Source organism: Burkholderia sp. AU45251, assembly GCF_030482905.1.
GTDB classification, from domain to species: domain Bacteria; phylum Pseudomonadota; class Gammaproteobacteria; order Burkholderiales; family Burkholderiaceae; genus Burkholderia; species Burkholderia aenigmatica.
This window is the reverse complement of record NZ_JAUJQH010000007.1, coordinates 197,666-224,593: the sequence shown is the minus strand read 5'-3', so window position 1 is coordinate 224,593 and position 26,928 is coordinate 197,666. Positions and strand designations below refer to the sequence as shown.

Annotated in this window: 28 protein-coding genes and 1 pseudogene; 13 read left to right on the top strand and 16 right to left on the bottom strand. The window is 66.4% G+C overall.

The window, feature by feature from the left end:
• Positions 1-287 precede the first annotated feature (287 nt).
• The 3 genes from QZM67_RS17410 to QZM67_RS17400 all read right to left on the bottom strand — a co-directional run bounded on the left by QZM67_RS17410 (position 288) and on the right by QZM67_RS17400 (position 2,957).
• Complete coding sequence (locus QZM67_RS17410; protein WP_301805198.1) at positions 288-1,307, bottom strand: hypothetical protein; 1,020 nt, start codon at positions 1,305-1,307, stop codon at positions 288-290.
• Between the two features lie 115 nt (positions 1,308-1,422).
• A complete protein-coding gene (locus QZM67_RS17405; RefSeq protein WP_175022744.1) occupies positions 1,423-2,250 on the bottom strand; it encodes a hypothetical protein in 828 nt (275 codons plus the stop codon).
• A gap of 119 nt (positions 2,251-2,369) precedes the next feature.
• Entirely contained in the window at positions 2,370-2,957 is a 588-nt protein-coding gene (locus tag QZM67_RS17400) for a tetratricopeptide repeat protein (RefSeq protein WP_175022743.1), read from the bottom strand.
• 360 nt (positions 2,958-3,317) lie between these two features.
• On the opposite strand from QZM67_RS17400, the gene QZM67_RS17395 reads away from it, so the two are divergent.
• Genes QZM67_RS17395 through atsR form a run of 3 tightly spaced genes read left to right on the top strand, consistent with a single transcriptional unit; the run spans position 3,318 to position 6,553 of the window.
• Positions 3,318-4,190, top strand: a complete 873-nt coding sequence (locus QZM67_RS17395; RefSeq protein ID WP_301805187.1) for a helix-turn-helix domain-containing protein — start codon at positions 3,318-3,320, stop codon at positions 4,188-4,190.
• A 42-nt stretch (positions 4,191-4,232) separates the two neighbouring features.
• The gene (locus QZM67_RS17390) at positions 4,233-4,736 is read left to right on the top strand and encodes a molybdopterin-dependent oxidoreductase (protein ID WP_175002420.1); all 504 of its coding nucleotides are present in this window, start codon (positions 4,233-4,235) and stop codon (positions 4,734-4,736) included.
• Positions 4,733-6,553: a hybrid sensor histidine kinase/response regulator AtsR gene (atsR, locus tag QZM67_RS17385; RefSeq protein WP_301805183.1), complete on the top strand. Its 1,821-nt coding sequence runs from the start codon at positions 4,733-4,735 to the stop codon at positions 6,551-6,553. The genes QZM67_RS17390 and atsR overlap by 4 nt, the downstream gene beginning before the upstream one ends.
• Positions 6,554-6,586: 33 nt before the next feature.
• Here atsR and QZM67_RS17380 read toward each other — a convergent pair whose 3' ends face one another.
• Both QZM67_RS17380 and QZM67_RS17375 read right to left on the bottom strand, forming a co-directional pair.
• Positions 6,587-7,006 carry a secondary thiamine-phosphate synthase enzyme YjbQ gene (locus QZM67_RS17380; protein WP_175022740.1) on the bottom strand — a complete coding sequence of 140 codons (420 nt, stop codon included), beginning with the start codon at positions 7,004-7,006 and terminating at the stop codon, positions 6,587-6,589.
• A 10-nt stretch (positions 7,007-7,016) separates the two neighbouring features.
• A complete protein-coding gene (locus QZM67_RS17375) occupies positions 7,017-7,343 on the bottom strand; it encodes a thioredoxin family protein (RefSeq protein ID WP_175002417.1) in 327 nt (108 codons plus the stop codon).
• Positions 7,344-7,571: 228 nt separating this feature from the next.
• On the opposite strand from QZM67_RS17375, the gene QZM67_RS17370 reads away from it, so the two are divergent.
• From QZM67_RS17370 to QZM67_RS17350, 5 genes are all read left to right on the top strand, one after another.
• Positions 7,572-8,282: a flavin reductase family protein gene (locus QZM67_RS17370; protein ID WP_301805172.1), complete on the top strand. Its 711-nt coding sequence runs from the start codon at positions 7,572-7,574 to the stop codon at positions 8,280-8,282.
• Positions 8,283-8,335: 53 nt separating this feature from the next.
• Complete coding sequence (locus QZM67_RS17365; RefSeq protein WP_043178853.1) at positions 8,336-8,668, top strand: DUF2322 family protein; 333 nt, start codon at positions 8,336-8,338, stop codon at positions 8,666-8,668.
• 181 nt (positions 8,669-8,849) lie between these two features.
• A complete protein-coding gene (locus QZM67_RS17360; protein ID WP_301805169.1) occupies positions 8,850-9,362 on the top strand; it encodes a DUF2199 domain-containing protein in 513 nt (170 codons plus the stop codon).
• A 122-nt stretch (positions 9,363-9,484) separates the two neighbouring features.
• Positions 9,485-10,354 (top strand): PASTA domain-containing protein, encoded by an 870-nt coding sequence (locus tag QZM67_RS17355; RefSeq protein WP_301805166.1) that lies wholly within the window; start codon positions 9,485-9,487, stop codon positions 10,352-10,354.
• A 209-nt stretch (positions 10,355-10,563) separates the two neighbouring features.
• A complete protein-coding gene (locus QZM67_RS17350) occupies positions 10,564-11,196 on the top strand; it encodes a LysE family translocator (RefSeq protein ID WP_301805163.1) in 633 nt (210 codons plus the stop codon).
• Positions 11,197-11,258: 62 nt separating this feature from the next.
• On the opposite strand, the gene QZM67_RS17345 is transcribed toward QZM67_RS17350, so the two are convergent.
• The 3 genes from QZM67_RS17345 to QZM67_RS17335 form a co-directional block, all read right to left on the bottom strand.
• Positions 11,259-11,939 carry a YebB family permuted papain-like enzyme gene (locus QZM67_RS17345; protein WP_301805161.1) on the bottom strand — a complete coding sequence of 227 codons (681 nt, stop codon included), beginning with the start codon at positions 11,937-11,939 and terminating at the stop codon, positions 11,259-11,261.
• A 136-nt stretch (positions 11,940-12,075) separates the two neighbouring features.
• The gene (locus QZM67_RS17340; RefSeq protein ID WP_175029974.1) at positions 12,076-12,645 is read right to left on the bottom strand and encodes a hypothetical protein; all 570 of its coding nucleotides are present in this window, start codon (positions 12,643-12,645) and stop codon (positions 12,076-12,078) included.
• 223 nt (positions 12,646-12,868) lie between these two features.
• Positions 12,869-13,327 (bottom strand): Lrp/AsnC family transcriptional regulator, encoded by a 459-nt coding sequence (locus tag QZM67_RS17335; RefSeq protein WP_006486309.1) that lies wholly within the window; start codon positions 13,325-13,327, stop codon positions 12,869-12,871.
• 124 nt (positions 13,328-13,451) lie between these two features.
• On the opposite strand from QZM67_RS17335, the gene QZM67_RS17330 reads away from it, so the two are divergent.
• The 3 genes from QZM67_RS17330 to surE all read left to right on the top strand — a co-directional run bounded on the left by QZM67_RS17330 (position 13,452) and on the right by surE (position 15,444).
• Complete coding sequence (locus QZM67_RS17330; protein WP_175022734.1) at positions 13,452-14,186, top strand: AzlC family ABC transporter permease; 735 nt, start codon at positions 13,452-13,454, stop codon at positions 14,184-14,186.
• Positions 14,179-14,487: an AzlD family protein gene (locus QZM67_RS17325; RefSeq protein ID WP_175022733.1), complete on the top strand. Its 309-nt coding sequence runs from the start codon at positions 14,179-14,181 to the stop codon at positions 14,485-14,487. Before QZM67_RS17330 ends, QZM67_RS17325 begins: the two co-directional genes overlap by 8 nt.
• Positions 14,488-14,664: 177 nt before the next feature.
• A complete protein-coding gene (surE, locus tag QZM67_RS17320) occupies positions 14,665-15,444 on the top strand; it encodes a 5'/3'-nucleotidase SurE (protein ID WP_301805156.1) in 780 nt (259 codons plus the stop codon).
• Positions 15,445-15,627: 183 nt separating this feature from the next.
• On the opposite strand, the gene QZM67_RS17315 is transcribed toward surE, so the two are convergent.
• Genes QZM67_RS17315 through QZM67_RS17305 form a run of 3 tightly spaced genes read right to left on the bottom strand, consistent with a single transcriptional unit; the run spans position 15,628 to position 18,451 of the window.
• Positions 15,628-16,449, bottom strand: coding sequence for an SDR family NAD(P)-dependent oxidoreductase (locus tag QZM67_RS17315; protein WP_301805154.1), 822 nt, complete (start codon positions 16,447-16,449; stop codon positions 15,628-15,630).
• Between the two features lie 15 nt (positions 16,450-16,464).
• Complete coding sequence (locus tag QZM67_RS17310; RefSeq protein WP_301805358.1) at positions 16,465-17,691, bottom strand: MFS transporter; 1,227 nt, start codon at positions 17,689-17,691, stop codon at positions 16,465-16,467.
• Positions 17,692-17,710: 19 nt separating this feature from the next.
• Complete coding sequence (locus QZM67_RS17305; RefSeq protein WP_301805151.1) at positions 17,711-18,451, bottom strand: MBL fold metallo-hydrolase; 741 nt, start codon at positions 18,449-18,451, stop codon at positions 17,711-17,713.
• Between the two features lie 72 nt (positions 18,452-18,523).
• On the opposite strand from QZM67_RS17305, the gene QZM67_RS17300 reads away from it, so the two are divergent.
• The gene (locus tag QZM67_RS17300) at positions 18,524-19,198 is read left to right on the top strand and encodes a metalloregulator ArsR/SmtB family transcription factor (RefSeq protein ID WP_301805148.1); all 675 of its coding nucleotides are present in this window, start codon (positions 18,524-18,526) and stop codon (positions 19,196-19,198) included.
• A gap of 37 nt (positions 19,199-19,235) precedes the next feature.
• On the opposite strand, the pseudogene QZM67_RS17295 reads toward QZM67_RS17300, so the two are convergent.
• The 5 genes and pseudogenes from QZM67_RS17295 to QZM67_RS17275 all read right to left on the bottom strand — a co-directional run.
• A pseudogene (locus tag QZM67_RS17295) lies at positions 19,236-19,886 on the bottom strand (glycoside hydrolase domain-containing protein); the annotation flags it as partial.
• Positions 19,887-20,174: 288 nt separating this feature from the next.
• Complete coding sequence (locus QZM67_RS17290) at positions 20,175-22,646, bottom strand: GH92 family glycosyl hydrolase (protein WP_301805143.1); 2,472 nt, start codon at positions 22,644-22,646, stop codon at positions 20,175-20,177.
• A gap of 328 nt (positions 22,647-22,974) precedes the next feature.
• Positions 22,975-23,442 (bottom strand): cupin domain-containing protein, encoded by a 468-nt coding sequence (locus QZM67_RS17285; RefSeq protein WP_301805140.1) that lies wholly within the window; start codon positions 23,440-23,442, stop codon positions 22,975-22,977.
• Positions 23,443-23,643: 201 nt separating this feature from the next.
• Positions 23,644-25,278 (bottom strand): DUF2306 domain-containing protein, encoded by a 1,635-nt coding sequence (locus QZM67_RS17280; RefSeq protein WP_301805137.1) that lies wholly within the window; start codon positions 25,276-25,278, stop codon positions 23,644-23,646.
• A 37-nt stretch (positions 25,279-25,315) separates the two neighbouring features.
• A complete protein-coding gene (locus QZM67_RS17275; protein ID WP_301805135.1) occupies positions 25,316-25,993 on the bottom strand; it encodes a DUF4336 domain-containing protein in 678 nt (225 codons plus the stop codon).
• Positions 25,994-26,054: 61 nt separating this feature from the next.
• Here QZM67_RS17275 and QZM67_RS17270 point away from each other — a divergent pair, with 61 nt between their 5' ends.
• Positions 26,055-26,687, top strand: coding sequence for a TetR/AcrR family transcriptional regulator (locus QZM67_RS17270; protein ID WP_301805134.1), 633 nt, complete (start codon positions 26,055-26,057; stop codon positions 26,685-26,687).
• Positions 26,688-26,928: the final 241 nt, after the last annotated feature.

Here is a 26,928-nt window from a genome sequence, read left to right as displayed (position 1 = left end):
GCGAAAATCAGGCGCGGATTATCCTTTTAGTACACGTCCTATTTGTTTGAGTTGTTGTTTTGAACTCGAACGAATTTTGACGACGGAATCGCGTGGCGCGCGCCTGTCCGTTCGGACAAGTCGCTTCGTCGAATCGCCGCGGGCGCGCCAGAAATGAGATGCCGCCGGCAAGCCGGCGGCAAAAGATGCGTCCAAGGAGGTGGCGCACCTGAGGCACTCGATTCAACGCACGGGGGCCATGCTCGATGGAACGACCCGCGCGATGCAGCAGCGCGCGACGCGCCCGCTCAGTTCTGCGTGAGCGGATTCAGCGTCGTGCACAGGAAGCCCGTGCAGTTCTTCGGCGTGAAATAGAACGACGCCATCACCGGCGAGGACACGCCGAGCGCGATATCGCTCAGATACGCGGTGCCCTGCCCACCGAATGTGTTGGCCTGCTGGACGAAGTTCGCGCCGGTCCCCTGGATCGCGGCCGACTGGTACGTGAAGGTCGGCGACTGCGTCTGGTCCTTCACGTAGATCCACGAGATCGCCATGCCGAACGCCATCCCGCCCTTCGCGCGATAGCCCTTCGCGCCCTCGCTGTTGGCCTGTGCGATAAAGTCGCCGACGGTCGACGTCGGCGCCAGCGCGTCGTACGTGTAGGTCGCGCTCGATGCGTTGTTCTTCATGTACACGTTCGCCTGCACGGCCCCCACCGCCATCGGGCCGAGGAACCAGTAGCCCGACTGACCCTGGCCGTTCGCCTGCGTGAGGAACGCGTTGGCATCGGCCGGCAAGCCGGTCGTCGTGTACGTGTAGGTCGCCGGCGAACCGCCGTCCTTGCGATAGAGATCGCCGTACGTGAGCGGCCCTTCATAGCGATAGCCGCTCGCCCCTTGCGCGTTGGCCGCGTTGACGAAGGACGTCATGTCGGCCGGCGCCGTCTGCAGCTGGTACGTGTAGGTCTGCGCGGTGCCGTCGTTCACGAAGATCGACTGCGACCCGCCGTTGGTCGCGCTGTAGTAGAAGTCGCCCAGATAACGATAGCCCTTCGCGCCTTCGTTGTTGACCAGCGTCAGGAAGCTCGCCCGATCCGCCGCAACAGGCTGCGCGTCGTAGCGCCACGTCAGCGTGCTGCCGCCCGAACCACCCGAACCGCCATTGCCGCCGCTTCCCGTCCCGCCCGAACCCGTGCCGCCGGTTCCACCGCTGCCGCCGTTGTTGCTCGTGCCCGATCCACCGCCGGACGGCGCGGGCGAGGAATCGTCGCCGCCGCAAGCGGTCAGCGCCAGACAGGTCAGTGCGATCAATGCAACGGCTTTCATCGGGGTCACCTCAATGCAAAAAGGACGAACGAAGCCGGTACGCGCGGATCACGCCGCGCGCACGGACAGACACGAATCAGGAATCGGCCGGCGGCGCACCGCCGGCCCGGGCGCGTCAGTTGACCTGGAGCTGGCCGCCGCGGCCAAGGCCGCCCTTGACGTCCTGCGCCTTGTAGCTGCGCAGCGCGACGACCATCTTGTTGTACGCGTCGATGAACGCGACGACCGTCGCCTTGCCTTCCGGCGTCGCCGAGAAGCCGCTGAGCGCACCGCCCACGCCACCGCCGAAGCCGCCCAGCGCCGCGCCGTAGTTGGTCGCCGTCGAGCTGCCTTCCGACGCCGCGATCTGCACGGCCGAGCGCACGTCGAACAGCGTCAGCGTGACGACCGACGCCTTCGTCTGAAGATGGCCGGCCACCGCCGCCACCGCGCTGTTGCCGATCAGCCCGCCGATCATGCTGCCGATGCCGCCGACCGGCGAATCGTTGATGACGATCTGCGGTTCCATGTAGTAGTCGGCCGCGACACGCTGGCCCTTCTGCTGCTTCGAGCCCGTGCGGTACTCGCCCGAGTTGCGCTGCAGCTGCGTGATGCGCGACAGGCGCGCGTCGCTCTTCTGGTTGCCGATCGACGTGATCACGAAGCAGTTCGACTGCTGGACCGCCAGGCGCAGCAGCGGGTCGATCGTCGTCATCTTGGTCGCGCTGCCGAACGGGCCCCACCAGTCGGCGTTGCGGCCGTCGTCGACGGCGATCGTGCCGAGCGGCGACGCGCAGCGCTGCAGCCCCGAATCGGCGCCGGCGCTCGCGCCGCCTGCCGCCGCGCCGGTCACGCCGGCGTTCTGTCCGCCCGCATTGACGATGCCGCCGCAGCCGGCCACGGACGCGCACAGCGCTGCAACCAGCGCACCTTGAGTGAGACGATGGGAAAGGATGGTCTTCATGTCGTTGTCGATCGATAGAGTCGTTGTTCGGCTTATGTGTTCGTGCGAACTTCGATAAGCCCCCCGGCTGGCGCGCGATGGTGGTCTCCCCGCGGCTGCCCCCGTTGCTTCAGGCCCGGTCAGTAGTACCAGTACGTCTGCTGCCAGACGCCGTAGTACGGATAGCCCGAGTACCAGTAGCCGTAATAGCGGTCACGCCATTCCGTGCGCCATTTCCAGTCTTCTTCGTCTTCCTTCTTGGCCTGGCGGGCGAGCTCGAGCAGCTTCTTCGATTCCTTGTCGCCGCGGCCGGCCGCGATCGACAGCCACTTCTCCGCTTCGCGCGCATCGGAGCCCATTTCCTCGAGGCCGAACAGGTAGAAACTGCCGAGCGCCTTCTGCGCCTGCAGGTCGCCGCGCTCGGCGGCCTCGCGCATCCACTTGAGTGCCTGGTAGCTGTCCTGGCGCACGCCGTCGCCGCGGAAATAACGCAGGCCGAGGTCGTAGGCAGCCTTCGGCTGGGTCTTCGCGGTCTGCTTCAACGCAGCGATGCGCGGATCTTCACGGTCTTCCGAATCGCCCCTTTTTTGATAGGACACCTGATCTTTAGGACGGTCAGAACAACCTGTGTCGTCGCAGATCCGCACCGTGTTGCTGGTGATGGACGGATCCTGCGCGCACGCAGCCAGTAGCAACAGCAGCCCCGGTGCGAGTAAACGGCGGTACATTGTTACCTTCCTCATGTTTTATTGGCGCCGCAATTCTTCGCGCTATCCCACCCCCGCGAGCGCGCACCCGGTGGCGCGCGGCGCAGCGGATGCAATCCGCCAACGCCGACACGCACGCCTGGGCTCTCTCAGGTTCTCGCTTCGAATCGTTCAGTCACTGCTTCATTGTTGTCGCTTTTCGCTGGTCCGACTGTTGCCGGCATCGATCTCCAAACATGACGCGACAAACAATAGTGACGTGGTGAGCAATAATAATGAAGAAAAAAGGCATGTCAAGGTGATTCGCGTTTTCAAAGTTTGCGTGTCACGTCAGTTTTGATATGCTCTCCCTCGCCAAAACCCCCTGGAGACCCCATCGAGATGTCCAACAGCGAGCAGGCCAACGTCGATCTCATCACCGCCAACAAGGTGCGCGACCTACTGAACCGGAACGGCATTCCGCAGCGAAGTCACAACACGACGATCGCGAATGTGCTCGGCCTCAGCTTCTCGGTCGTCACGCGCAAGATGAAAGGCCTGATCCCGTGGAACCTGTCGCAGTTGCAGGACATCGCGACGCACTTCGGCGTGCCGCCCGCGATCCTGCTCGACGACAAGGGCACGCAGCCGGCCGCCGCCGAGATGATCGACGCGACGCTCGTGATCGAGTCGCGGCGCTTCCGCTGCCGCGCCGCGATCTCGACCAAGGCCAGCAGCCAGAGCGAGACGGATTTCGTCGCGCTGCAGTGGCAGGGCGAATGGCTCATCACCGAGCGTCAGCACGCGCGCGAGGGCCGTACGTATCCGGTCGACGTCATCGAGCTGCGCTCGACCCAGCCGAACGTGTATGCGGCGCGGATCGCCGTGGTCGACGATTCGCAGGACGTCGCTGAAACGGTGTGTGAATATTTCATCGAAAAAGGCGTGAACGCGATTCCGTACTTCGACGGCGCGACGTTCCGCAAGGCACTGGAGGTCGAGGATTTCGACGGCTACATCCTCGACTGGATGCTTGGCGACCAGACGGCCGCCGAACTCGTGCGCGGCATCCGCTCGAGCGAGAACAGCGGCGCGCCGATCTTCCTGCTGACCGGCAAGATCTCGACCGGCGAAGCCAGCGAGGACGAGATCGCGCACATCGTGTCGCACTACAACGCGCGCTGCGAGGAAAAACCGGTGCGCCTGCCGATCCTGTTCGCCGAAGTGGCGCGCGAACTGAAGATCACGCTACCGGCCGTGGCCGCCGCGAACTGAGGCCACAGCGCCACACCACTCCCGTACGACCGAGGGCAAGACATGCGAATTTCGACCATCTGGACCAAGAGCCTGCTGACCGCCTGCCTGCTCGGCATGGCCGCCGCGACCTGGGCCGCTTCGTCCTTTACGTTCACCGTCGACGGCAAGATCGACAAGCACAACCAGCAGGGCAAGACGGCGTACGTGTTTTCCGAGCAGGCGCTGATGGCGCTGCCGCAGCATACGATCGTCACGTCGACCAGCTGGACGCCGAAGGCGACCTTCACCGGCCCGCGCCTGTCCGACATCCTGAAGACCGTTGGCGCGCACGGCACGCAAATCGAGTTCCGCTGCATCGACGAGTACACGTTCACGATTCCGGTGTCCGACGCCGATCGCTACGGCGTGATCCTCGCGCGGACGATGAACGGCAAGGTGCTCGGCAACGACAACTACGGCCCGCTGTGGATCATGTACCCGCGCGACCAGTATCCCGACGAACTGAAGACGCCGCTCGGCGAAGCCAAGTTCGCGTGGCAGATCATCGGCCTGACGGTGAAATGAAACGCCGGCGATGGAGAAATAGAAAAATCATCCTGGTCCTCGGCTCGCTGTGGATCATGGGGTTCGCCGCGTGGGCGTTCCTGCTGTGGGACCTCCTCGCCACCTCGGTCAACGAGGGCGTGCTCGAAGGGCCGCGCGAAGGCGTGTTCTGGACCGCCGCGCAATACCGGAACGTCTATACGCGGTTCGACCGGCAACTGATCCTCTACGCGACGCGCGCGGACGACGACTTCGATCACGTGCAGATGCAGCTCGACAGCCTGTCGGTGTCGTTCGGCTTTCTGCAGCGGCCGTCGGAAGTGTCCGAATACTGGCTGCGGATCCCGCGCGCGCGCAACGAGATCGACACGCTCGGCGAATTCATGACGCGCCTGAAGCGCGATGTGCCGTTGCTGCGCGACTCGCCGAAGCACGCGCAGCAGGTGCTCGACGAAGTCAATGCGTACTGGCCGAAGGTCAACGGCCTCGCGAACTATTTCCGCGCGATCGAGATGGCGCAGCGCGACTTCACGTTCCATCAACTGAAGGAAAAGCAGCGCGCGATCCTGATCCTCGGCATCGTGCTCGGCGTGATCCTGTGCGCGCTGTTCCTGCTGCTGTTCTATACGATGCGCACGCGCGACGACCTGCTCGAACGGCAGGACGCGGCACTCGACGCCGAACGCAAGGCATCCGACCGCGCGTTCGAAATGATCGAGGCGAAAAACGCGTTCCTCGGGATGGTCAGCCATGAGTTGCGCACGCCGCTGCAGGCGATCTGCGGATCGATCGAGATCCTGCTCGCCCGCCCGCAGTCGGACGCGAACCTGAAGACGATCCGGCGGCTGCAGAATTCCGCGTTGTCGCTCGAAGCGCTCGTCAAGGATCTGACCGACTACATCAAGCTGCGCTCGACGAAGCGCCTCGCCGAACGGGAAACCGTCGGCATCGCGTCGCTGCTCGCCGAGGTGCTCGACCCGCTGCGCGAGAAGATCGCGGCCAAGCGGATCGCGATCGTGCAGCAAGTCGAGCCGCACGACCTCGCGATCCGTTCCGATCGCAAGCTGCTGCGCCAGGTACTGTCGAACCTGATCGAGAACTCGGTCAAGTACACGCTCGGCGGATCGATCGACGTGTCGATCACGCTCGCCGACGCGCCGGCCGGCCAGCAGTTGAAGATCGCCGTGCGCGACACGGGCGCCGGCATCGCAAAGCAGCACCTGTCGAAGATCTTCGAGCCGTTCTATCGCGCGAACGACGCGGTCGGGCTGCATGTGGACGGGATCGGCATGGGGCTCGCCGTCGTGCGCGAAATCGTGACGACGCTGCGCGGCCATGTGGACGTGCGCAGCACGGTGGGCGAAGGCAGCGAGTTCGTCGTGACGCTGCCGGCCGAAGTGCCCGGCAGCGACACCGCCGGCAATGCGGCCGGCGACGCACCCGCGCTGCCGCACGCGGCCGCGCACCGCGACCGGCGCGCGCTGGTGGTCGACGACGACGACAACGCGCGCGAAACGCTCGGCGCGATGCTGTCGGCGCTCGGCATCGACGCCGATCTGTGCGGCACCGGGCAGGAAGGCGTCGCGTGCTTCGGTGCAAGCCGCTACGACATCGTCGTACTCGATCTCGAGCTGCCGGACTTGAGCGGCTTCGAGGTCGCGCGGCGCATGCGTGCGGTCGCGGTACCCGACGACGACGGCCGGCATCCGGCGATCCTCGGCGTCAGTGCGTATGAATCGGCCGCGTTGCGCGAGAACCAGCAGGTATTCGACGCATTCCTGCCGAAGCCCGTCCACCTGCGCGAACTCGGCGCGCTCGTCGAGAAGCTGCTCGCCTGAGCCGGCGCCCGGCGATGCGCCGCGTGCGCCCGCTTACTCGCCGATCAGATGCAGCACGATATCGCGCCGGTGCGGCGCGCGGCGATGCTCGAACAGGTAAATCCCCTGCCACGTGCCGAGCACCATGCGCCCGTGCTCGACCGGGATCGACAGTTGCACCTGCGTGAGCGCCGTGCGCAGGTGCGCCGGCATGTCGTCGGTGCCTTCGGTGTCGTGCTCGTAGCGCGTGGCGTCCTCGGGCGCGAGCGTCGCGAAGTAGCGTTCGAGATCGCGCTGCACCGACGGATCCGCATTCTCCTGGATCAGCAGCGACGCCGACGTATGGCGGCAGAACACGGTGAGCAGGCCCGTACTGATGGCCTGCTGGTCGACGAACGCACGCACCTGCGACGTGAACTCAACGAGGCCGCTGCCGTGCGTGTCGATGCCGATGTGCGTGATCGCCTGTTGCATCGCCGTGACCTCAGGCCAGCGCGGCGAAGCCGTCGGCTTCGATCTGCTTTGCGTCGGCCGGGCGCACGACGCGCGCGACTTCGACACCGTCGCGCAGGAACACCAGCGTCGGCCACAGCTTCACGCCGAACGAGCGGCCGAGCGGGCGGCCCGGGCCATCCTCGATCTTCAGGTGGCGCACGGCGGGATGCACGGAGAACGACGCCACGATCGCCGGCTGCGCGCCCGCGCAGATCCCGCACCAGTTCGCGCCGAATTCGATAACGGTTGCGCCGCCCAGTGCGTCGACTTCCGCGCGCGTCGGCGCGTTGGCGGTGTAGCGTTGCTCGGTATCCATCAGGCCCTCGTGTGCGTTGGCGGAACAGGACCGCGCGCGCCCGTGCGGTGCGGCGGACGCGGCCTGCAATCTCCCACTGTAGCGGAAAAGCGCGCGCGATGCCGGCGGGTTCGGGCCGGCGCACACGCGGCCTTCGCGCCCCTTCCGGAATGACACGACAAGATTCGGAACGCCGCGCCGCCGCGACAGGATCAGCATGCGGACTGATCCCTCGACGAAGGCGCCGACATGAACGCTCCGCATCGCGTCACCGAACCGAACATCCTCTATTTCGGCACGCCCGTCGTGCTGGTCAGCACACTGAACGAGGACGGCACCGCCAATCTCGCACCGATCTCGTCCGCGTTCTGGCTCGGCTGGCGCGGCGTGATCGGCATCGGCGCCGGTTCGCAGACCACCCGCAACCTGCTGCGCACCGGCGAATGCGTGCTGAACCTGCCGTCGTCGGCGCAGGCGCACGCGGTCGACCGGATCGCGCGCACGACCGGCACGTATCCGGTACCCGAAAGGAAGCTCACAAGGGGCTACGTGTACGAACCCGACAAGTTCGGCACGGCCGGGCTCACCGAAGCGGCCTCGCAAACCGTCGCGCCGCCGCGTGCGCTCGAATGCCCGGTGCACATGGAAGCGGTCGTCGCGGCCACGCACGGAATCGGTGAAGAAGCGCCCGACGTGCGTGGCAGCATCCGCGTGTTCGAGCTGCGCATCCAGCGCGTGCACGTGCATCCCGACCTGCTGATGGACGGTCATGCGGACCGCATCGATCCCGACAAGTGGTCGCCGCTGATCATGAGTTTCCAGAAGTTCTACGGGCTCACGCCGCATCAGGTGCACGCATCGCGGCTCGCCGAGATTCCCGAGCACGCGTATCGCAGCCCCGACATCGAGCGCTCGCGTGAGGCGAGCGTGCCGGCCGGTGCGCAGAGGCCGATCGGATAAGATACGGCCGGCCATGCTCATTGGCCCATGACCGAACCGACGGAGTGTTTTCAGTGATTCAACCGACCCCAGTATTCAAGGACAACCTCGCGCAATTGCCGGCCATCGACGGCGTCGCGCGCATCGATCTCGTCGGCGCGAACGGCGACGTGGTCGCGACCATCGAGAACCAGCCGGGCAAGCAAGGCTCGCTCGCGGTGTACCACTACCTGAAGCAGGCATTCGGCACGCTCGACGCGAAAGCCGCCGAGCACGGCCTCGCGGTGTTCGCCGAACATACGGCCGATGCACGCAACCGCCCGGGCGCGCATCCGAACGTCGATCGCCTGCTGGCGATCGTCGCAGGCGGCGAAGCGCTGCGAATCGACGTCGTCGCGAAGGGCTGAATCGCCCGTGACATGCAGGCACGCCACCGGCAGACGCGCCGGGGCGGCCTGCGTTTGCGCCGACCATCAATGCAACCGCGAAGCGGCGCGCGATACCCCGCGGCGGCCCCGGCGACTTGCATCGACGTAGCATCCAGCGATCGCGCGCCCGTTCGACCCTACCGCTCAGGCGAGGCCACACATGACGACGTTCCGGTTTCAATGTGCGCAATGCGACGAATGGCATGAGGGTGAGCCGAGCGTCGGATTCCAGTTCCCGGACTACCTGCTGGACATTCCCGAACCGGAACGCGCGGCGCGGGCGACGTGGGACGAAGACCTGTGCGTCGTCGACCACCAGTACTTCTTCGTGCGCGCGTGCCTCGAGGTGCCCATCATCGGCGCTGACGAACCGTTTCTGTGGGGGCTCTGGGTCTCGCTCAGCGAGCGCAGTTTCGACGACTACCTGGAGAATCAGGAAGCCGGCAACGCAAGCGGCCCGTACTTCAGCTGGCTCGCGAATCGCCTGCCCGGCTATCCGCCGCTCGACGGACTGAAGTCGCGCACGCATCCGCAATTGGATGGCCAGCGGCCGCTCGTCGAACTCGATACGACCGATCATCCGCTGTCGATCGACTTCCACAACGGGATGTCGGCCGAACGCGCGCAAGCGCTCTTCGAGAAAGTGCTGCATCCGGACGGATCGACGCACTGACTTCGCCGGCTGGCACACCGCGTGCCGCCGGCCCGCGCGCGCGGCCGTGACACACGGCCGTGACACGCGTCCGAAAACCCGCGATCATCGCGCCCGTCCCTCTTTCCCCGGAGACCGCCAGCGTGTCCCGTTTCGTTGCCTTGCCGTTTGCCCGCCGTCTTGCGTCGATCGTTTCGATCGCGGCCGTTGCGTGTACCGCGCTCGGCGGCACGGCATCGGCCGATCCGCTGCGGACGGCCTCCGATCTCGCCGGTGCGTCGCTGGTGCCGCTCAGCGTGCTGCCGCACTCACCGGAGAACGGCTCGCTCGACCCGTTCTGCACGCAATATCGCGCGAAGACGACCACCGCGGCCGGCCGCGAAGTCGCGAAGCGCGGCTGGATCGTGACGTCCGAGGCGCCGCTCGGCCGCTACACGGTCGTCACGTTCGCGAGCGGATTCGGTGCCGGCACGAGCGCGATCTGTTTCGCGCGTCACGCCAACCTCGGCGTGTTCGACGGCACGACGCTCGTCGCGCTCGGCTACACGGCGCGCAAGGCAGGCTGGCAACTCGGTACGGCCGATCGGCTGGAAAGCGGCGCGTTGCTGATCTGGGGCGGCGACGGCCCCGCGCCGCCCGTCGGCGAACTGCGCGAAGAGAACGGCGGCCTGCGCCTGACCCGGGTAGCGGCTGAAAGCACCTACTGCCAAGGCCGCGCCGTCGTGCCCAACGTGTACGGCAAGCCGCTCGACACGGCACGCCGGATCCTGATCGCGCACGGCTGGCAACCGCTGCGCCCGCGCGAGAAACCGGACCCGGCGGATGGCGCGGCGACGCTCGCCCGGCACGGCATCATCGAAGCCGAAGCGTGTTCGGGCACCGGCATGGGATATTGCGCGCTGCGCTACCGGAGCACGGCCGGCGTGCTCGGCGTAACGACGGCCGGCGGCGAGCCGGACAAGCCGTCGGAAAACACCGTGATCGACTATCAGGTGGCCTGCCGCAAGCCTTGAGCGGGGCGGCGATCGCCCAAGCAAGGCGCTGCATCAGCGTATGCCGTAGATCCGGCACCGGGCACTCGCCGCGTGCCAAAGGCAGCGCACGCGTGTTGGCGATCGGCCTCGACGGCCCAATAAATGGTCGTCCGCTCGTTCGATTGACCTGCTTCACGCCCGCTCTTAAACTGGCATCCCTTTTGCGCTGCATCCACAAAAGGCCCTCCATGATCGATCTCTCCACGCTCGCGCTGTTCTCCGGCGCGTGTCTTGCACTGACCGCCACGCCTGGCCCCGACATGCTGCTGATCGCGTCCCGCAGCGTGAGCCAGGGACGGCGCGCCGGCTTCGCAACACTCGCAGGCATCCAGGCCGGCACTTACTGTCACGCGCTGGCGGCCGCGCTCGGGCTGTCGCAGCTCTTCGTCGCGGTGCCGCTCGCGTATGACGCCGTGCGCTTCGCGGGTGCCGCCTATCTGCTGTATCTCGCGTGGAAGACGTTCCGTTCGGATGCGACCGCGCTGTCGCCCGTCGCCTCGCAGAGTCGCCACTCGACCGCGACGATCTTCCGCCAGGGGCTGACGACGAACCTGCTGAACCCGAAGATGGCGCTGTTCGTGCTCGCGCTGTTTCCGCAGTTCGTGCGGCCCGAACACGGTTCGATCGCCGTGCAAATTCTCGTGCTCGCGACAGTGCTCAACCTGATCGGGCTCGTCGTGAACGGCGCGATCATTCTGTCCGCGAGCCGGCTGAGCCAGCGGATCGGCGCGCGACGCCGCCCGTCGAAGCTGCCGCAGTACCTGCTCGGCTCGGTGTTCGTGGGGCTGGCGGCGCGGCTGGCGGTGGCGGGGCGCAACTGAGGACACGCATCACCTGCGCGTCACGCATGAAACCTCGCGCGGCCCGGTGACACACGCGGTCATCAGTCGCCGCGATCGGTAGCCGGCTCGCGCGTATCCACCACCACCCGCAACGCCCCGCTATCGAGCAAACTCGCCGGCGTCACCGTGCGGCGGCGCCACGGAATCCGGCCGAAATACCAGATCTTCCAGAAGCCGAGCGGATGATCGGGATTCCGGCGCAGCAGCATGTCGAAGGTCTCGACGTCGCCGAGCGCGATCCGCGTCGCATCGCGCACGACTTCGCGCACGAACCGCGAGCAGAACTGCCGGCGCGACGCGAGATTGAACCCCGTGTCGTAGACCACGCCGATCCGGCGCATCGCAGCCTCCACGAGCCGGCGCCGCTGCGCGTCATCGAGTGGCTGCTTCAGCCGCGCGATCACGCACGCGCCGCGATCGGAGCGCGCAAGAAACCGCGACATCGTCGTGACGCGCGAGAGCGGAAACGTACTCTCCGCGATCAGCGGCTCGCCGCCGCGCTCGCCGACCACGATCCCGACGTGATTCGTCCACGAGCGCGTCGCGCTCGCCACTTCGAGAAACGGCCGCACGGTCACGCGGATGAACACGATGTCGCCGATCTCCGGCTCGGCCGGCAACGGCATGTGATGCGGATCGTGAGATTCAACGGAGAAGAGACGCCGCCGGCCCGCTTCGGGCGAGCGGATCATGAGCGGCTGGCAACCGGTATCGACAACCATACGGACCTCGCGCGAGTGGAGATGGCGCGAGCATGTCAGCAGCAGCCGCGCGCGGCACCTGCTTCTTGCGCGAGGGTGGGGATCCGCACCGCCGGGTGGCGGATTTCGATACCGGTGCGCAGCCGCCGCGCTGCCCTCAGCGCGTCGCGCCCAGCGCCACGCGCAGCCGCTCCATCAACTGCGTGTAGTGCCGCAACACGTCGTCCTTCGGCACGACATTCGCGGTCGCGAAACGGTCGGACCACGCCGGTTTCCACTCATACGAGCCGTGCACGCTGCGATCGCCGTCGGGCGCCTGGATCAGCGAGCGGATCCGCGCATCGCGGCCCGGGCCCGTATGCATGTCGAACAGCGCGTGGATGTACGTGTGATACGCGTCGTACACGTCGTCGTCGAACAGGTAGCGGTAGATGTGGAACGTGCGGTCGAGGTCGCGCTTCGCGCGGATCACGTCGTCCGGCGAGATGTCCTTCCAGTAGCCGATCCACGTGTAGAAGCACAGCAGCGCATTGAGCTGCGGCGCGACCGCGTCGTACAGCGCGAGCCGCTTTTCGATCAATCGCTGGTTGGTCCACTGCACGAGTTCGAGCCGCTTCAGCCGGCGCGCGACGAGCCAGCCAAGACACGCGACCGACAACGGCGTCAGCACGCCCAGCACGAGCTTGACGATTTCCAGCGAGTTCCACGGATTGTTGATTGGCTGCATGAATGGCCCGACAAGAAGAAACGCATCGGCACATGACCCGGCGCGCAGCGCCGCCCGCCCGATCGCGGCGGCATTGACCGTTAGTTGCTTGCGCATCGAACGTCGCGCGACGGCACCGGCGACCGGTTCGAAGCGGCGTGATTCGTCAGTCTATCGGACGATTGTCACCGAGCCGTGACCGCTCGTCGACCCGTCCGTCTCGTAGCCGCGCCCCCGCGTCGCGCTAGGTCGGCAGCGCCGACGTGAGCTTGACCTTCTGCATCGGAATGTCGGTCTTCACGCTCAGCACGCCCGGAATGCGCGTGAGGTATTCCATCTGGAAGCGCCGGTAGTCGTCGATGTCGGCCGCGACGACGCGCAGCAGGAAATCGCAATCGCCGGCCATCAGGTGGCATTCGACGACTTCCGGCATCTGCTGGACAGCTTCGGCGAAGCGGTTCACCGATTCCGCGTCCTGCCCCTTCAGCCACACACGCGTGAAGATCGTCAGCCCCTTGCCGACTTTCGCGGGATTCAGCACGGCCACGTATTTCTCGATCACGCCGGCTTCCTCGAGGAGCCGCACGCGCCGCAGGCACGGCGACGGCGACAACCCGACCTCGTGCGCAAGTTCCACGTTCTGCATGCGGCCGTCGCGCTGGAGCGCGCTCAGGATCCGGCGATCGATGGCGTCAAGTTTCATTGGCATTCAATTCCAAAAAAATCGCGTATCACGCGTTCAATGCCAAATTCTGAGAAAAATCTGGCGACAACGCAACCCGATTCGAGTCAAAAAAGCAGACAATTCCTCCCCCGAAGGAGGAGTAATGAGCAGTAGCGTTTCAACGTCGTCAGGGCTTCGCGACAAGCCCGCTTATATCGCCGAGATGGGTCGCGGTTTGCGCGCGGCGCTGCCCGTCATGCTGGGTTTCGTGCCGTTCGCGCTCGTGCTGGGCGCGCAGGCCGCGCAGAAAGGGCTGAGCCTGTTCGAAGTGCCGATGATGACCGGCATGAACTTCGGCGGCGGCTCCGAATTCGCGGCGATCCATCTGTGGACGTCGCCGCCGCACATCGCGCTGATCGTCGCGATGTCGTTCCTCGTGAATTCGCGCCACATCCTGATGGGCGCCGCATTCGAGCCGTATATCCGCCGCCTGCCGCGCCGCCGCGCGTTGTTCGCGCTGTTCTTCATGTGCGACGAAAGCTGGGCGATGTCGCTCGCCGACGCCCGGGCGCGCTCGGCCACGCACATCAGCGTGCCCTATTACGCGGGCATCTGCATGGGACTCTATCTGACGTGGATCTCGATGACCACGCTCGGCGCGGCAGTCGGCCCGACGATCGGCAACGTCGAGCAGTACGGCTTCGACATGGCGTTCACGGCCGTGTTTCTGGTGCTGCTGCGCGGGATGTGGAAAGGGATGCGCGCGAGCCGCCCGTGGTTCGTGAGCCTCGTCGTCGCAGCGGCCACGCACCTGGCCGTGCCCGGCGCGTGGTACGTCGCGGCCGGCGCCTGCGCGGGGCTGATCGCCGCGCTGCTGTGGGAGCCGCGCGATGCCTGAGCTTCCGGATTTCAGCACCGTCGCGACGATCGTGCTGATGGCGTCGACGACGTATCTGTCGCGCATCCTCGGCTACGTGCTGCTGCGCAACCGCACGCTGAGCCCGCGGATGGCGTCGGTGATGGAGAACGTGCCGGGCTGCGTGCTGATCTCGGTGATCGCGCCGGCGTTCGTGTCGACGCGCCCGGCCGACCTGCTCGCGCTGGCCATGACGCTGATCGCGGCGACGCGCCTGTCGATCCTGCCGACCGTCATCGTCGGCGTCGTGTCGGCCGGCCTGTTGCGGCACCTGCTCGGCTGAGCGGTTCCGACCCGCCGCGCACGCGGCACGGCCACCAACGAACGGGCGCGCAATGCGCCCGTTTTCACTTCCGCGCCGAGCACGCGACACGACGATCCTCACGCGGGAATGCTAGCCTTGTGGCTTGCGCCACGCTGCACTTCCGTCTCATCACTCATCTCCACGAGGATCGTCCCGATGCAAGAAACCCGCCCGCTGTTCGACCGTGTCCTGCTCACCAACGACGACGGATTCGACGCCCCCGGCCTTGACGTGCTCGAACAGGTCGCCACGCAACTGGCACGCGAAGTGTGGATCGTCGCGCCGGCGGAAGACCAGAGCGGCACGTCGCATTCGCTGAGCCTGCATGACCCGCTGCGCGTGCATCGCAAGGGCGAACGCCGCTTCGCGGTGCGCGGCACGCCCGGCGACTGCGTCGCGATCGCGATCAGCCACCTGATGAAGGATGCACGGCCTGACATCGTGCTGTCCGGCGTGAATCGCGGCGGGAACCTCGGCACCGAAACGGTGTTTTCCGGCACGGTCGGCGCCGCGATGACGAGCATGCTGGTCGGCGTGCCGGCCATCGCGCTGAGCCAGGCCTTCACCGATCGCAACGCGGTGCCGTGGGACACGGCACGCACGCATGCGCCGGACGTCATTCGCCGGCTCGTGGCCGCCGGCTGGGACAGCGACGCGTGCCTGAACGTGAATTTCCCGCCGCGGCCCGCCGACGAGGTGCGAGGGCTGAAGGTGACGAACCAGGGCGCCGGCACGCTGCAGGGCGTCGAGATCGTATCGGGGCGCGACCCGCGCGACTTCGAGTATCACTGGCTGAAACTCACCCGCGCGCCGCGCGACGACGATGCGGATTCGGAAACGGTCGCGCTCGCCGAAGGGTATGTCGCCGTCACGCCGCTGAAGTTCGAGCGCACGCATGACCAGGCACTCGCGCAACTGCGGTCGCGTCTCGGCTGATCGCGTCGTTCGGCAAGCAAGCGGTCGCGGGAATCGCGCGCATGACACCTGCGCGCGGGTGCGCAGCCGCTTCACTGCATTACCGCTTCTCCGCTTCTCCGCTTCTCCGCTTCTCCGCTTCTCCGCTTCTCCGCTTCACCGCTTCACCGCTTCACCGCTTCACCGCTTCATTGAATCGCGGCATCACGTCAAGTTCATTCCCCCATCGAGCATCACGATCTCGCCCGTCACGTAGTCGGATGCGACGAGCATCGCGACCGTCTGCGCGATGTCGTCCGGCGTCGCCGCACGGCGCATCGGCGCGCGCTCGCGCCAGAGCTGCTGCGCGTCCGTCCAGTCGGCCGTGAGCGGCGTATCGACGAGCCCGGGCGCAACCGCATTGACGCGAATCGCCGGCGCGAGCGTTTTCGCGAGCAGCCGCGTCGTGTGATTGAGCGCAGCCTTCGCCGCCGCATACGGAATCGACGCACCCTTCGGCCGCACGCCCGCATGCGAGCTGACGTTCACCACGCACCCGGCCCGCCCGTGCGACGCCGCCTCGCGCAGCGCGGCTTCCGCCTCGGCGACGAGCCGGAACGGTGCGATCACGTTGATCTCGTGCATCTCGCGCCACACGTCGGGGGTCGCCGCGGCGAGATCGTCATGCGGAATCACGCGGCTGACACCCGCGTTGTTGACGAGCACGTCGAGCCGCCCGTGCACGGCAACGGCTTCGCGGATCAACCGCACACGCTCGGCATCGTCCGCGAGATCGGCCTGCACGTAGGCCGCGCCAAGTTCGCGCGCCATCGCGCGCCCCACGTCGGCCGAGCTGCGCGAATGCAGGATCACCGCGTAGCCGTCCGCCGCCAGGCGGCGTGCGATCGCCGCACCGATCCCCGACGTCGATCCGGTGACGAGCGCGGCCGGCCGATGCACGCGCGACGCGCGCGGCTCGGCGACGGTTTCGGTTTCAGGTTCCGTTTCGGGAATCGGGGCAGACATCGGCGGAAGCGGCGCGTCCATATCGGGGGAACCCTGTCAGTGGGGTTCCCGCATCATAAGCGCGACGACGCCCCCGGATACGAACGTGACGACGGCCACCACCAGGATCGCGGCAGAGAAGCCGAAGCGGTCGGCCATCAGGCCGGCCGACAGCGCGCCGATCGCATAGCCGAGATCGCGCCAGAACCGGTACACGCTCAGCGAACGCGCGCGCCAGCCGGGTTCGGATGCGTCGGACACGGCCGCGATCAGGCTCGGATAAACCATCGCCGTGCCGAGACCGAGCAGCACGCTCGCCACGAACCACCAGCGAAACTGCCCCGTCAGCGCGGTCAGTGCGAGCGCGGCCGCCTGCCCCCACATCCCGGCGACGATCAGCCCCTTTCGCCCCCACCGGTCGCTCAGCGGCCCGGTGACGATCTGGCAGCTGCCCCACACGACCGGATAGACGGCCTTCAGGATACCGATCCGCTCGATGCCGAGCCCGAGCGTCGTGAAGAACAGCGGGAAGATGCCCCAGCTCAATCCGTCGTTGAGGTTGTTGATCATGCCGGCCTGCGACGCCGCGAACAGGTTGCGGTTGCGGAACGACGTCAGCATGAAGACTTCGCGGAACGACAGCGCGGACGCACCGGCCGGCCCGCCGCTTTCCAGGCGCACGTGCTCGCGCGTGTCGCGCACGACGAGGATCGACAGCAGCAGGCCCGCGATCGCATAGAACACGCCGAGATAGATCGGCGTCGGCCGCAGCCCGTATCGGCTCGCGAGATAGCCGGTCGCGAACGCGGTCGCGCCCACCGCGAAATAGCCGGCGAATTCGTTCAGGCCGACCGCAAGGCCGCGGCTCTTCGGGCCGACGAGGTCGACCTTCATGATGACCGTCATCGACCACGCGAACCCCTGGCTCAGCCCGAGCAGCACGTTCGCGGCAATCACCCATTCCCAGTTCGGCGCCGCGATGATCATGAACGGCACGGGCAGGCCGAGCAGCCAGCCGGCGATCAGCACGCGCTTGCGGCCCCAGGTGTCGGCGAGCTGGCCCGACACGAGGTTTGCGAACGCCTTGACCAGTCCGAAGCTGACGATGAACGACGTGATCAGCGCGGTCGACTCGAGATGAAACTGCTCGGCGCCGATCAGCGGCACGACGGTGCGCTCGATCCCGACCATCCCGCCGACGAACGCATTGACCAGCACGAGCAGCGAGAACTGCCGCCAGTTCTCGCGCAGGCCGAGCGCCACTGCGCGCCCGCCGCGCGCCATCGCCAGGTTTGCCATCGCATCAACCCTCTGCCGCCTCGCGCCCCGCGTTGACCGCGCGCAATCGCGCAGCGGCCGGCGGGGCGGGCGGCACGTCGGTCAGCATGAAGCGGACGAACGCGTCTTCGTCGCCGATGCGTAAGGCCGCGTTGTAGCGCCGCTCGAATCCGATCGTCGACACAGGCTTGCCGCTGAGCCCGCGACCGCACACGGATCCCGCGAACGCGCCGGGCAGCACTTCGACGTGATCGGGCAGCGCGGCGAGCCGCCGGACGCTGCGGAACAGGTCGCGCGCGCCCGTTTCGGCGCTGACGGCCAGCTCGGTGCGGCCGACGTCGCCGATCATCAGCGTGTGGCCCGTCAGCACGAACCACGGTTCGTCGGCGCGCGTGCGATCCGTCACCAGCAGGCTGATGTGCTCGGGCGTGTGGCCGGGCGTATGCAGCACGTCGACGATCACATTGCCGAGCGCGAGGCGATCGCCCTCCTCGACGCCGTCGAACGGCACGGCGACGTCGGCCCGCGCGGACAGCACGTAGGACGCGCCGGCCGCGTCGGCCAGCGCCCGGCCGGTCGACCGGTGGTCCGCATGCACGTGGGTGTCGATCACGTACGCGATCCTCATGCCGACGGCCTCGGCCGCGCGCAGGTAGTCGGCCGGATCGGCGACCGGATCGACCACCGCGCCGGTCGCCTTGCCGCCGCAGCCGAACAGGTATGAAATGCCCCCCGTATCGGGATGCAGGAATGGTCTGAGGATCATCGAATTGCCTCCGTCCCGCGAATGCGGTAACATTCAATCAATTTGATGAATGATTGATCAAGGAGAGGCCACGTGTCAAGCACGGGACCCAAGCAAGCGATTTATGCGAGCCTCGCCGAGGTCGCGCAGGCGCTCGGCCATCCGAACCGGCTCGAATTGCTGGAGCACCTCGCGCAGCGCGAACGGTCGGTCGAGGAACTGACGGCGCTATCGGGAATGACGTTCGCGAACACGTCGCGGCACCTGCAGATCCTGCGGCGCGCGCGCCTCGTCGATACCGAGCGGCGCGGCAAGCACATCGTGTATCGCCTCGCCGGCGACAGCGAGGTCGTCGTGCTGATGAAGGCGCTCGGCCGTGTGGGCGAGCGCAACGTCGCCGAGGTCGACAAGGTGATGGGCGACTACTTCCACGCGCGCGATGCGCTGGAGCCCGTGTCGCGCGACGAACTGACCGCGCGGCTCGCGGACGGCCTCGTCACGCTGCTGGACGTGCGGCCGCACGACGAATTCACGGAAGGCCACCTGCCGGGTGCACTGAACATCCCGTTGTCCGAGCTCGACGCGCGCGTGAGCGAATTGCCGGCCGGGACGGAGATCGTCGCCTACTGCCGTGGCCCGTATTGCGTTTTTGCGGTCGAGGCCGTCGCCGCGTTGCGCGCGCGCGGCTTCGACGCCGCACGGCTGGAAGACGGATTTCCGGAGTGGAAGGCGGCCGGCCTCGCGGTCGAGACCGGCGCCGCTGGATGAAGGAACATGGCCCGCGCCGAAGCGGGCCGCTTGCCGATTATTTGCCGGCCAGCGCCAACGACGGCGCGAGCGCGCTGTTCGGATCCTGCCCGTTCCACTGGCTGACCCACGCGTCGTTCGGTGCCGAGCCCATCACGAAGTCGAGCGTGCCGCCGGCCTTCATCTCGTCGTACGTGATGTACGGGCGATGCAGCGGCGTGCCGTTCAGGCTGACCGACTGCACGTAGCGATTGACCAACGACGGTGCGCCGCCGCTCGCCGTATGGGCGGTCACCTTGAAACGCCACGTCGCGCCGAACTTCAGGCCCTTTCCGTCCCCGCCTCCCGATGCAACCGGAATGTCGATCGTCGCTTCCTCGAACAGCGGCGTGCCGAGGTAGAACACGCCGCCCACCGGGTTCAGCGAATAGATGCCGAGCGCGGACAACACGTACCACGCGGACAACTGGCCGCAATCGTCATTGCCGGGAATCGCCGAATCGCGCACGCGGCGCGGGTCGGCCAGCGCGGCCTTCAGGCTGTCGCCGCTCAAGAGCGCGCGATCGCCGGCCGTCAGCGTCAGCGAGTACATGTCGTCCATCACGGTGCGCACGCGGTCCTGCGTCTTCGACAGCATGCCTGCGATGTCGTACAGGTACGGCAGGTGGTTCGCCGGCTCGTTCCCCGCGAAGAACTGGCCGCTGCGGCCGTCATCGGGTCGACGCTGTGCAGCGCCGACTGCCTGGTTGCACCACCGTTCCCGTTCCGATCGCCCTGGCCGCCCTGGTCGTTCTGGTTGCCTTGATCGTTCTGGTTGCCCTGCGCGTTCGACATCTGCGCGAGCACGCTCGCATCCGTCGAACCCTGATCGCCCCCGCAACCCGACAACACGGCAAGGCACCCGATACCCACCACATGACGTAGCTTCATCCGTTCGTCCCGCCCTCTCTTTGCGTCGATCCTGTTGGCAAGAACCGCTCGTTGATCTCCCTGACCGTTACGGTGCGCTGGCCGCCTGCGGGAACGACGGCATCGCGGATGCGTCGGTGCCCCACGTCGTGGCGCTCGCGTCGGACGTCATCGCGTACGACAGCTTCCCGCCCTTCGCGATCTGCCCGAACGGCAGCCATGCGGTCGAGTAAGGTGCGCCGTTCAGCTTCAGCGACTTCACATAGAACGACGCGCCGTCGCCCGAGCCTGCGCCCGGCGCGACGATGTGCAGCAGGCGGTAGCTGCCGTCCTTCTGCCCGACGCGCACCGTGATCTTCTCGAACTGCGGGCTCGACAGCGCAACGCCGCTCACGCCCGGCACGACCGGATAAAGACCGAGCGCGGCCCACACGTACCAGCCGGAAATCGCGCCGAGATCGTCGTTGCCCGGCAGCCCGGCCGCGCCGGTGCCGAACTCGTTCGCGAGCGACGCGTGCAGCACGCGCTGCGTATGCGACGGCGCGCCGGCCCATGCATAAACCCACGGCACGGCCATCGTCACTTCGTTGCCGACGTAGAAATACGGCTGCACGGTGCCGATGTTCAGGTGCGTGAAGAACGTATCGAGCCGCTTGACGACCGGTGCGGCACCGCCAGCCTGCGCGACCACGCCGGCGAGGTCGTGCGGCACGTACCACGTGTATTGCTCCGAGTTGCCTTCCATGAAGCCCGTGCCGTCGGTGACCCACGCGCCGGCCGACGTCTTCGGCTGGATCGCCCCCTGGTCGAACAGGTTTTGCCAGTTGCCGCTCGACTTCAGCAGCGTGCCGGCCGTCGCCGTATCGCCGAGTGCCGTCGCGAAGCGCGACACCGCAAAATCGCGCACCGCATATTCGAGCGTATTCGACGCGGTCTGGTTGTCGCCCGAGCCCGACGACGGCACGTAGCCGAGCCGATCGTAGTCCGCGCGGCTGCCCATCACCGGCGTGCCGGCGCACGCGGCGCCCGGCGCCGTGCTGCGCTTCATGATCGACAGCGCGGCCTGCGTGTCGAAGTTCGTCGCGCCGAACGCATGCGCGTTCGCGACGATGATCGAGCCCGCGTCGCCCGGCATCACGGCCGTCTCGGTATTGAAGTACGCCCAGCGCGGGAACGCGCCGCACGCTTTCGCATCGAGCACGAGCGACTGCACGATGTCGCTGGTCCGCACCGGATCGAGCAGCGCCTGCAACTGGATGAACGAGCGGTCGATGTCCCAGCCGGAGAAGTTCGCGTACATCGTGCGGCCCTTGTCGACCTGGCGCGTCGGCGCGGCCGATGCGCCGTTCGACGCGTAGAAGTCCGGATACTGGCCGTTCACGTCGTTGAACACGTTCGGGTGCAGCGACGCGTGATACAGCGCGGTGTAGAACTTCGTCTTGTCGGCATCGCTGCCACCCGTGACCTGGATCGCGTTCAGACGCGCGTTCCATGCGGCGCTCGCCGCGCTGCGCACCTTGTCGAAGCGCCAGTTCCGGCTGCCTTGCGCATCGGTTTCAGGATTCTCCGCGCGCAGGTTCGCCTTCGCATTCGCTTCGCTGACGAACGAAATGCCGAGCTTCATCATCACGTCGGGATGCTTGCTGTCGACATTGAACGTCACGTTCACCGGACTGTTGCTCGACAGCGCCGGCTTCGCCGCGAACGGCTGGCTGAATTCCGCGTAGTAGTAGACGGGCACCGCATGCCCGGCCCAGCAGAATCCGCCGCCCGCGATCGTGCCAGACAACGCGCGGTCGCCGACCTGGCTGATCGTGTCGCTCGTGGTGCCCTGTGCACGGTTGTTCAGCACCGTCGGATCGATCGCGATCGTCGCCTGCTGCCCCTGCGCGAGTGCCGGATACGTGAAGCGCGCGAAGCCGGTGCGCACCGTCGTCGTCAGCTCGGCCTTGATGCCGTTACCGAGCGTGACGCCGTAATAGCCGGCCTGTGCGGTTTCGTTCGCGTGAGTGAAGCTGGCCGGCGTACCGGCGTCGCCGGGCGCAAGCTGCGGCATCACGTTCAGGTAGCCGCCGTTCGCCCAGCAGCCGGTGCCGCTCAGGTGCAGGATGCTGAACGCATTGATCGACGTGTCGCCGTACCAGTAGCCGCCGGAGAAACCGGAGCCGTCGCCCTTGCTGCTGTCGTATTGGGCGGTCGGTGTCATCGGGCTCCATTGCATCATCCCGAACGGCACCGTCGGCCCCGGGAACGTGCCGCCGCCGAGGCCCGAGCCGACCGGGTCGGCCGGCTGGTCGGTCGCGTAGTCAGTGCCGATCAACGGATTGACGTACTGCGCGACGCGGATGTCGGCGTTTTTCCTTGCCGCTTCGTTGCCGTTACTGTTGTCGTTCTCGTTACCGTTTTCGTTGCCGCCGTTGCCGTTTTCATTGCCTTGCGACTGCGCGGACGCCGACAGGTTTGCAGCGGCCGCCGACGGCGAATCACCATCGCCACCGCATGAAGACAAGACAACGCACAGCGCCAGCAGCGCCGTTCCCAACCCCCAGTTCCTGGACATCGCCCGTCTCCGTATCGTTCTTGAATCACGATGTTGATTCGAACTACTGAGCTTTAAATCAGGATGCTTTTTGATGAATTCCGCTTGCCCGGCCGATCGGTCGAAAATCCCGGGTGCGGGTAGTTATTTCCGTATTCGCGCACCGGGAAAAGGATGCACCGGCATGTCGAAATGCCGGCACCCAGGAACGGACAATGCGCACAAGCGTGCCCAAATAAACGTGATTTCTCTACCCCGTATTTTTACGAATTTTTATTTTGTTTATCTAAACAAGAGGTTATTGATTCGGTTTTTATGCGGAATGGGGCATTGAATGCACGATCGGCCATCAAGCCTGCTTCGGCAGATCGACATAATCCTCGAGCTCGCCCGCGACATAGAGCCGCTTGCCGACTCGCGGGTATTCGCAGACGTCGTGTTCGAGCCGCTGCCCGCCGACGAGCAGTTCCAGCGGCGTATCGCCGGTGTTCTGCACCGTATGTGCTTCACCGCCGCGCGGAAAGCCCAGAAAATCGCCGGGCCCGATTTCATCGGTGCGTTCGCCGATCGTGACCGCGCCCGTACCGGACAGCACGTACACGAACTCTTCTTCGTACAGGTGACGGTGATACTCGGCCGATTCGTGACCGGGCATCAGCGTGAGCAGGTGAACACCGAATTGCGTCAGGCCGGTCAGGTCGCTGAGTTGTCGCTTGAGACGAACGGCATTGGGATTCAGCGAATGCACCGCGCGCGTCGGCTCCATCTTCGCGATATCGGCGGCCTTCAGCAGTTCACGGGGGGAATGGGTCGACATGGGGGTTCTCTCATTGGCATCATGCTTCGATTGAGCGAGCCACCCAGGCCGGCACGGCGCGCGTGCCGGCCATTGTCCGATATTTTCCTGCGGGCAAGGGGCGCGGTTCGATGGAAAAACGACAGGCGGTCCATCCTCATCCGCACACACCGCCCCGTTGCCCGCCCATCCCCTCTGCTTCGCGCGGACACGCGAGCGCAACTAGCGCGCAAATTTCTCCTGCGTCGCGCTGCCGTAGACGGCGTAAAGCGAGCCCGCCAGCATCGCGAGAATCAGGCCGACGCTGATCGCGACGCGATAGACGCTGGTGATCTCGACGTAGTGCTGCAGGTCCGGCATGCCGATCTGAAGATAGATCCACCCGACCAGCGGCACGAGCGCATAGAAACTCGGCAGCGCCAGCACGCAGAGAATGGCGAACAGACTCCACTCCTTGACGAGCGCGTGGCGTTCACGCATCACGCCCCACAGCAGCAGCACCGCGAAGAACAGTTCGAACGCCCCGTTCATCAGGAACGGTGTCCCGCCAGACGACGTGATCGCGGTCGGGCCGCCCAGCAATTGCCCCCAGTACAGCAACACGGCGCCGTTTGCGGCAGTCAGCACGCCGGTCGCCATCGCGAGCCGCATCGTCCGCGCCGGCTGCGCCTTCCCGATGAACGCGGCGCGCAGCAGGAACGGCGCGAGCGCACACACGCCGATCGCACTGACGGCATAGAGCCAGCGAGAACCGGGCGCAGCCCGCAGCACGCTACCCTGGAACGCGGCCAGTCCGGCCGGAATCCAGTCCTTGCCGGCCCGGAATTGGTCGAGGCCAGGCGTCACCAGGTAGTGATCGACGACAGCGGCCAGCGCGGCGATGCTCAACACCGACAGCACCGCGACGCCCACGTTGGCGACGGCCTCCGTCAACGCGGCCGGGAACACCGGGCCGGCGCGGCCCGTGGCCGGGCGAGACTTCTGGAACCAGCGATTCATGCACAGCAGCAGGTAGCCGAAGAGCATGCATTGCGCGATCAGCACGGCGACCGCCGAGAAATTGGACGTGTTCTGGTTGACGTCCGGATAGACCATCGCGGCCCAGATCCAGTCGATACGCGTAAACGGCGCCGTGAGCAGGAAGCCGTAGTTGATCGCCATATACGCCTGATGCTGGGCGATCTCGCGGCGGATCAGGTGATGGATCGACATCCACAGCGAGGCCGTGACGCCCAGCGCGAGGAACCAGAGGCCGGTCGCGAACGTCAGCGTGTCGTACATCATCGCGACCGGCGTACGCACCATGTAGGTCATCGCGCCGATCATCGCGATCTGCGACGACACCATGTAGACCACGCCAGCCGTGCGATGCCAGCGCGGATAGTTGCGGCGCAGCGCCGGCCAGAACTGCAGTGCGCCCAGCAGCATGCACGTCCCGCCCATGATGTTGTGCAGCGACAGGATGACGATGTTGGCCTTCGGCATCTGTGCGTAATAGAGCACGGTGTCGTAGAAGCCGTTCTCGCCGAACATGAGCCGTGCCGACGTCAGCCTGGCCGCGATCCAGATGAACGGATCGTCGGTGCCGAACACCTGCCCCCAGCCGGGATCGCCGCCGGCGACCGACATCGCGCGGAGCTGTTCGCGCGCATGCAGGAGCGCGTCGCCCGATACCGCGCCGAAATTCGCCTGCCCGGTCGCAATGGCCGTCAGCGCGTAGAGCACGGTGACGATGGCAAACGCCACGAACACCACGATGGCCCACGTGCGCAAACGGCCGCCCGGCACGTCGCCAGCACGCGCCGCGATGGCAGAAGCCTTCGCCGCCGGGTGCCCGATGTCATTCGATCCTGCCATCCCGTCTCTCCCTGATCGTGCGTCGTTATCGATGGACTCAAAGCCACGCCATGCCCTGCCGCACCGCGTCGTGCGCATGCTCGGTCAGCGGGTCGCCGTGCGCGAGCGCCACGCGTTCGAACGGCCATTCCAGCAGCCGGTCGATGCATGCGCGGGCCACGCGCCGGTCGCGATAGACCACGCGCAGCAACGGATGCCAGCCGACCTGCCCGAGCACGCCGCCCAGGCGCAGGTAGTGCCGCGTCAGCCAATGCGGCGACGCGTGAAAGTTCTCGACGAGATCGCAGGCGATCAGCGTGCGGCTGGCCGGGTGATAGAACACCGTCTCGCCCAGCAGGCAGCCTTCGATCGTCAGCAGTTCGAAGTCGTTGCCCCATTCCGGATGCGGCACCTCCGTCAGCACCGCGTCGAAGCGCAGATCCTTGCGCTTGCGCTGCAGCGCCGCCGGGCCGTGCAGCAACGCGCGCGGATACGCGGCGACGGCGACGGCCGCATAGAGGTGATGAAAGAGGTTCGGGCAGACGATGTGGCCGACCTCGCCGAGCGCATCGACTGCCGCGCGCAACCCGGCATCCAGCGGCACCGGCGAATGCAGCAGCAGCCGGCCCGACGACAGCCGGACGACGGTCATGCGCGTACCGACATGCAGCCCCATGAAAGAATGAGGGACTGATGCAGTCCAGATATCCTTCGTCAACGAATCAAGGGCGGGCATCGCCAGAACCGACAATGTTTGAGTTGCAAACATTGTCGAACGTGACATTGAACACTGTCAAATGAGTAGAAACCCCGGGAATCAGAAAGCGGGCTACCACCACGGCAACCTGCGGCAGGCCGTGCTGGATCTGGCCTTTGCCGCGCTCGAGCACGCAAACGGGCGGGAGATGAGCGTGCGCCATCTGGCCACGCAGCTGGGCGTGTCGGATTCGGCCGTCTATCGCCACTTCGTCAACAAGGAAGCGCTGCTGGTCGCGCTGGTGGTCGACGGCTTCCGGCGCCTGACGCAAGTGCAGATCGACGCGTTCGCCGCGGAAATTTCACGCGGCGCGTCGGCGCGCGACGCATTTCGGGCCGGCGGGTTGGCCCACGTGAAGTTCGCGCACGCGCATGCCGAGTTGTTCCGGCTCATGTACGGCGGCTTTGCGGTCCAGCACCGGGACGATGCCGAACTCGTCCAGGCCAGGCGCGAGAACAGCGAGGTAACGACGCAAGCGATCCGGAGGATGGTCGGATCCACCATCGACGAGCAGCAGATCCGCGCGTTCAGCGTCGGCGTGCGCAGCTTCGTGCATGGCTTCGCCATGCTGTGGATCGACGGTCACCTGGAAGGTGGCGAGGCAGAGATCGAGGCAATGGCGGAAGCCGCGTTCGAGTTCTCGATGCACGCGTTTCCCGACTCCGTGCGCTGACGATGCGGGGGATGCGGTGCTTGCGGGGGCCCCGGCGCACGTGAGTGAGTGAACCTCTTCGAACCCACCGTGGAATAAGGCTCTCCGGGCAGTGTGTCGGTCAAAACCGCCATACCGATTGATGCAGCACGTGCCAGTGTTGCACGGGCGAGCACAGAAGCCCGTGATGGCACGCCTGGTGAAGGAGTATCCGCCACCTCAAGGGCCGCGCTCCAGGTCGAAGACGGACTCCCCGAAATCA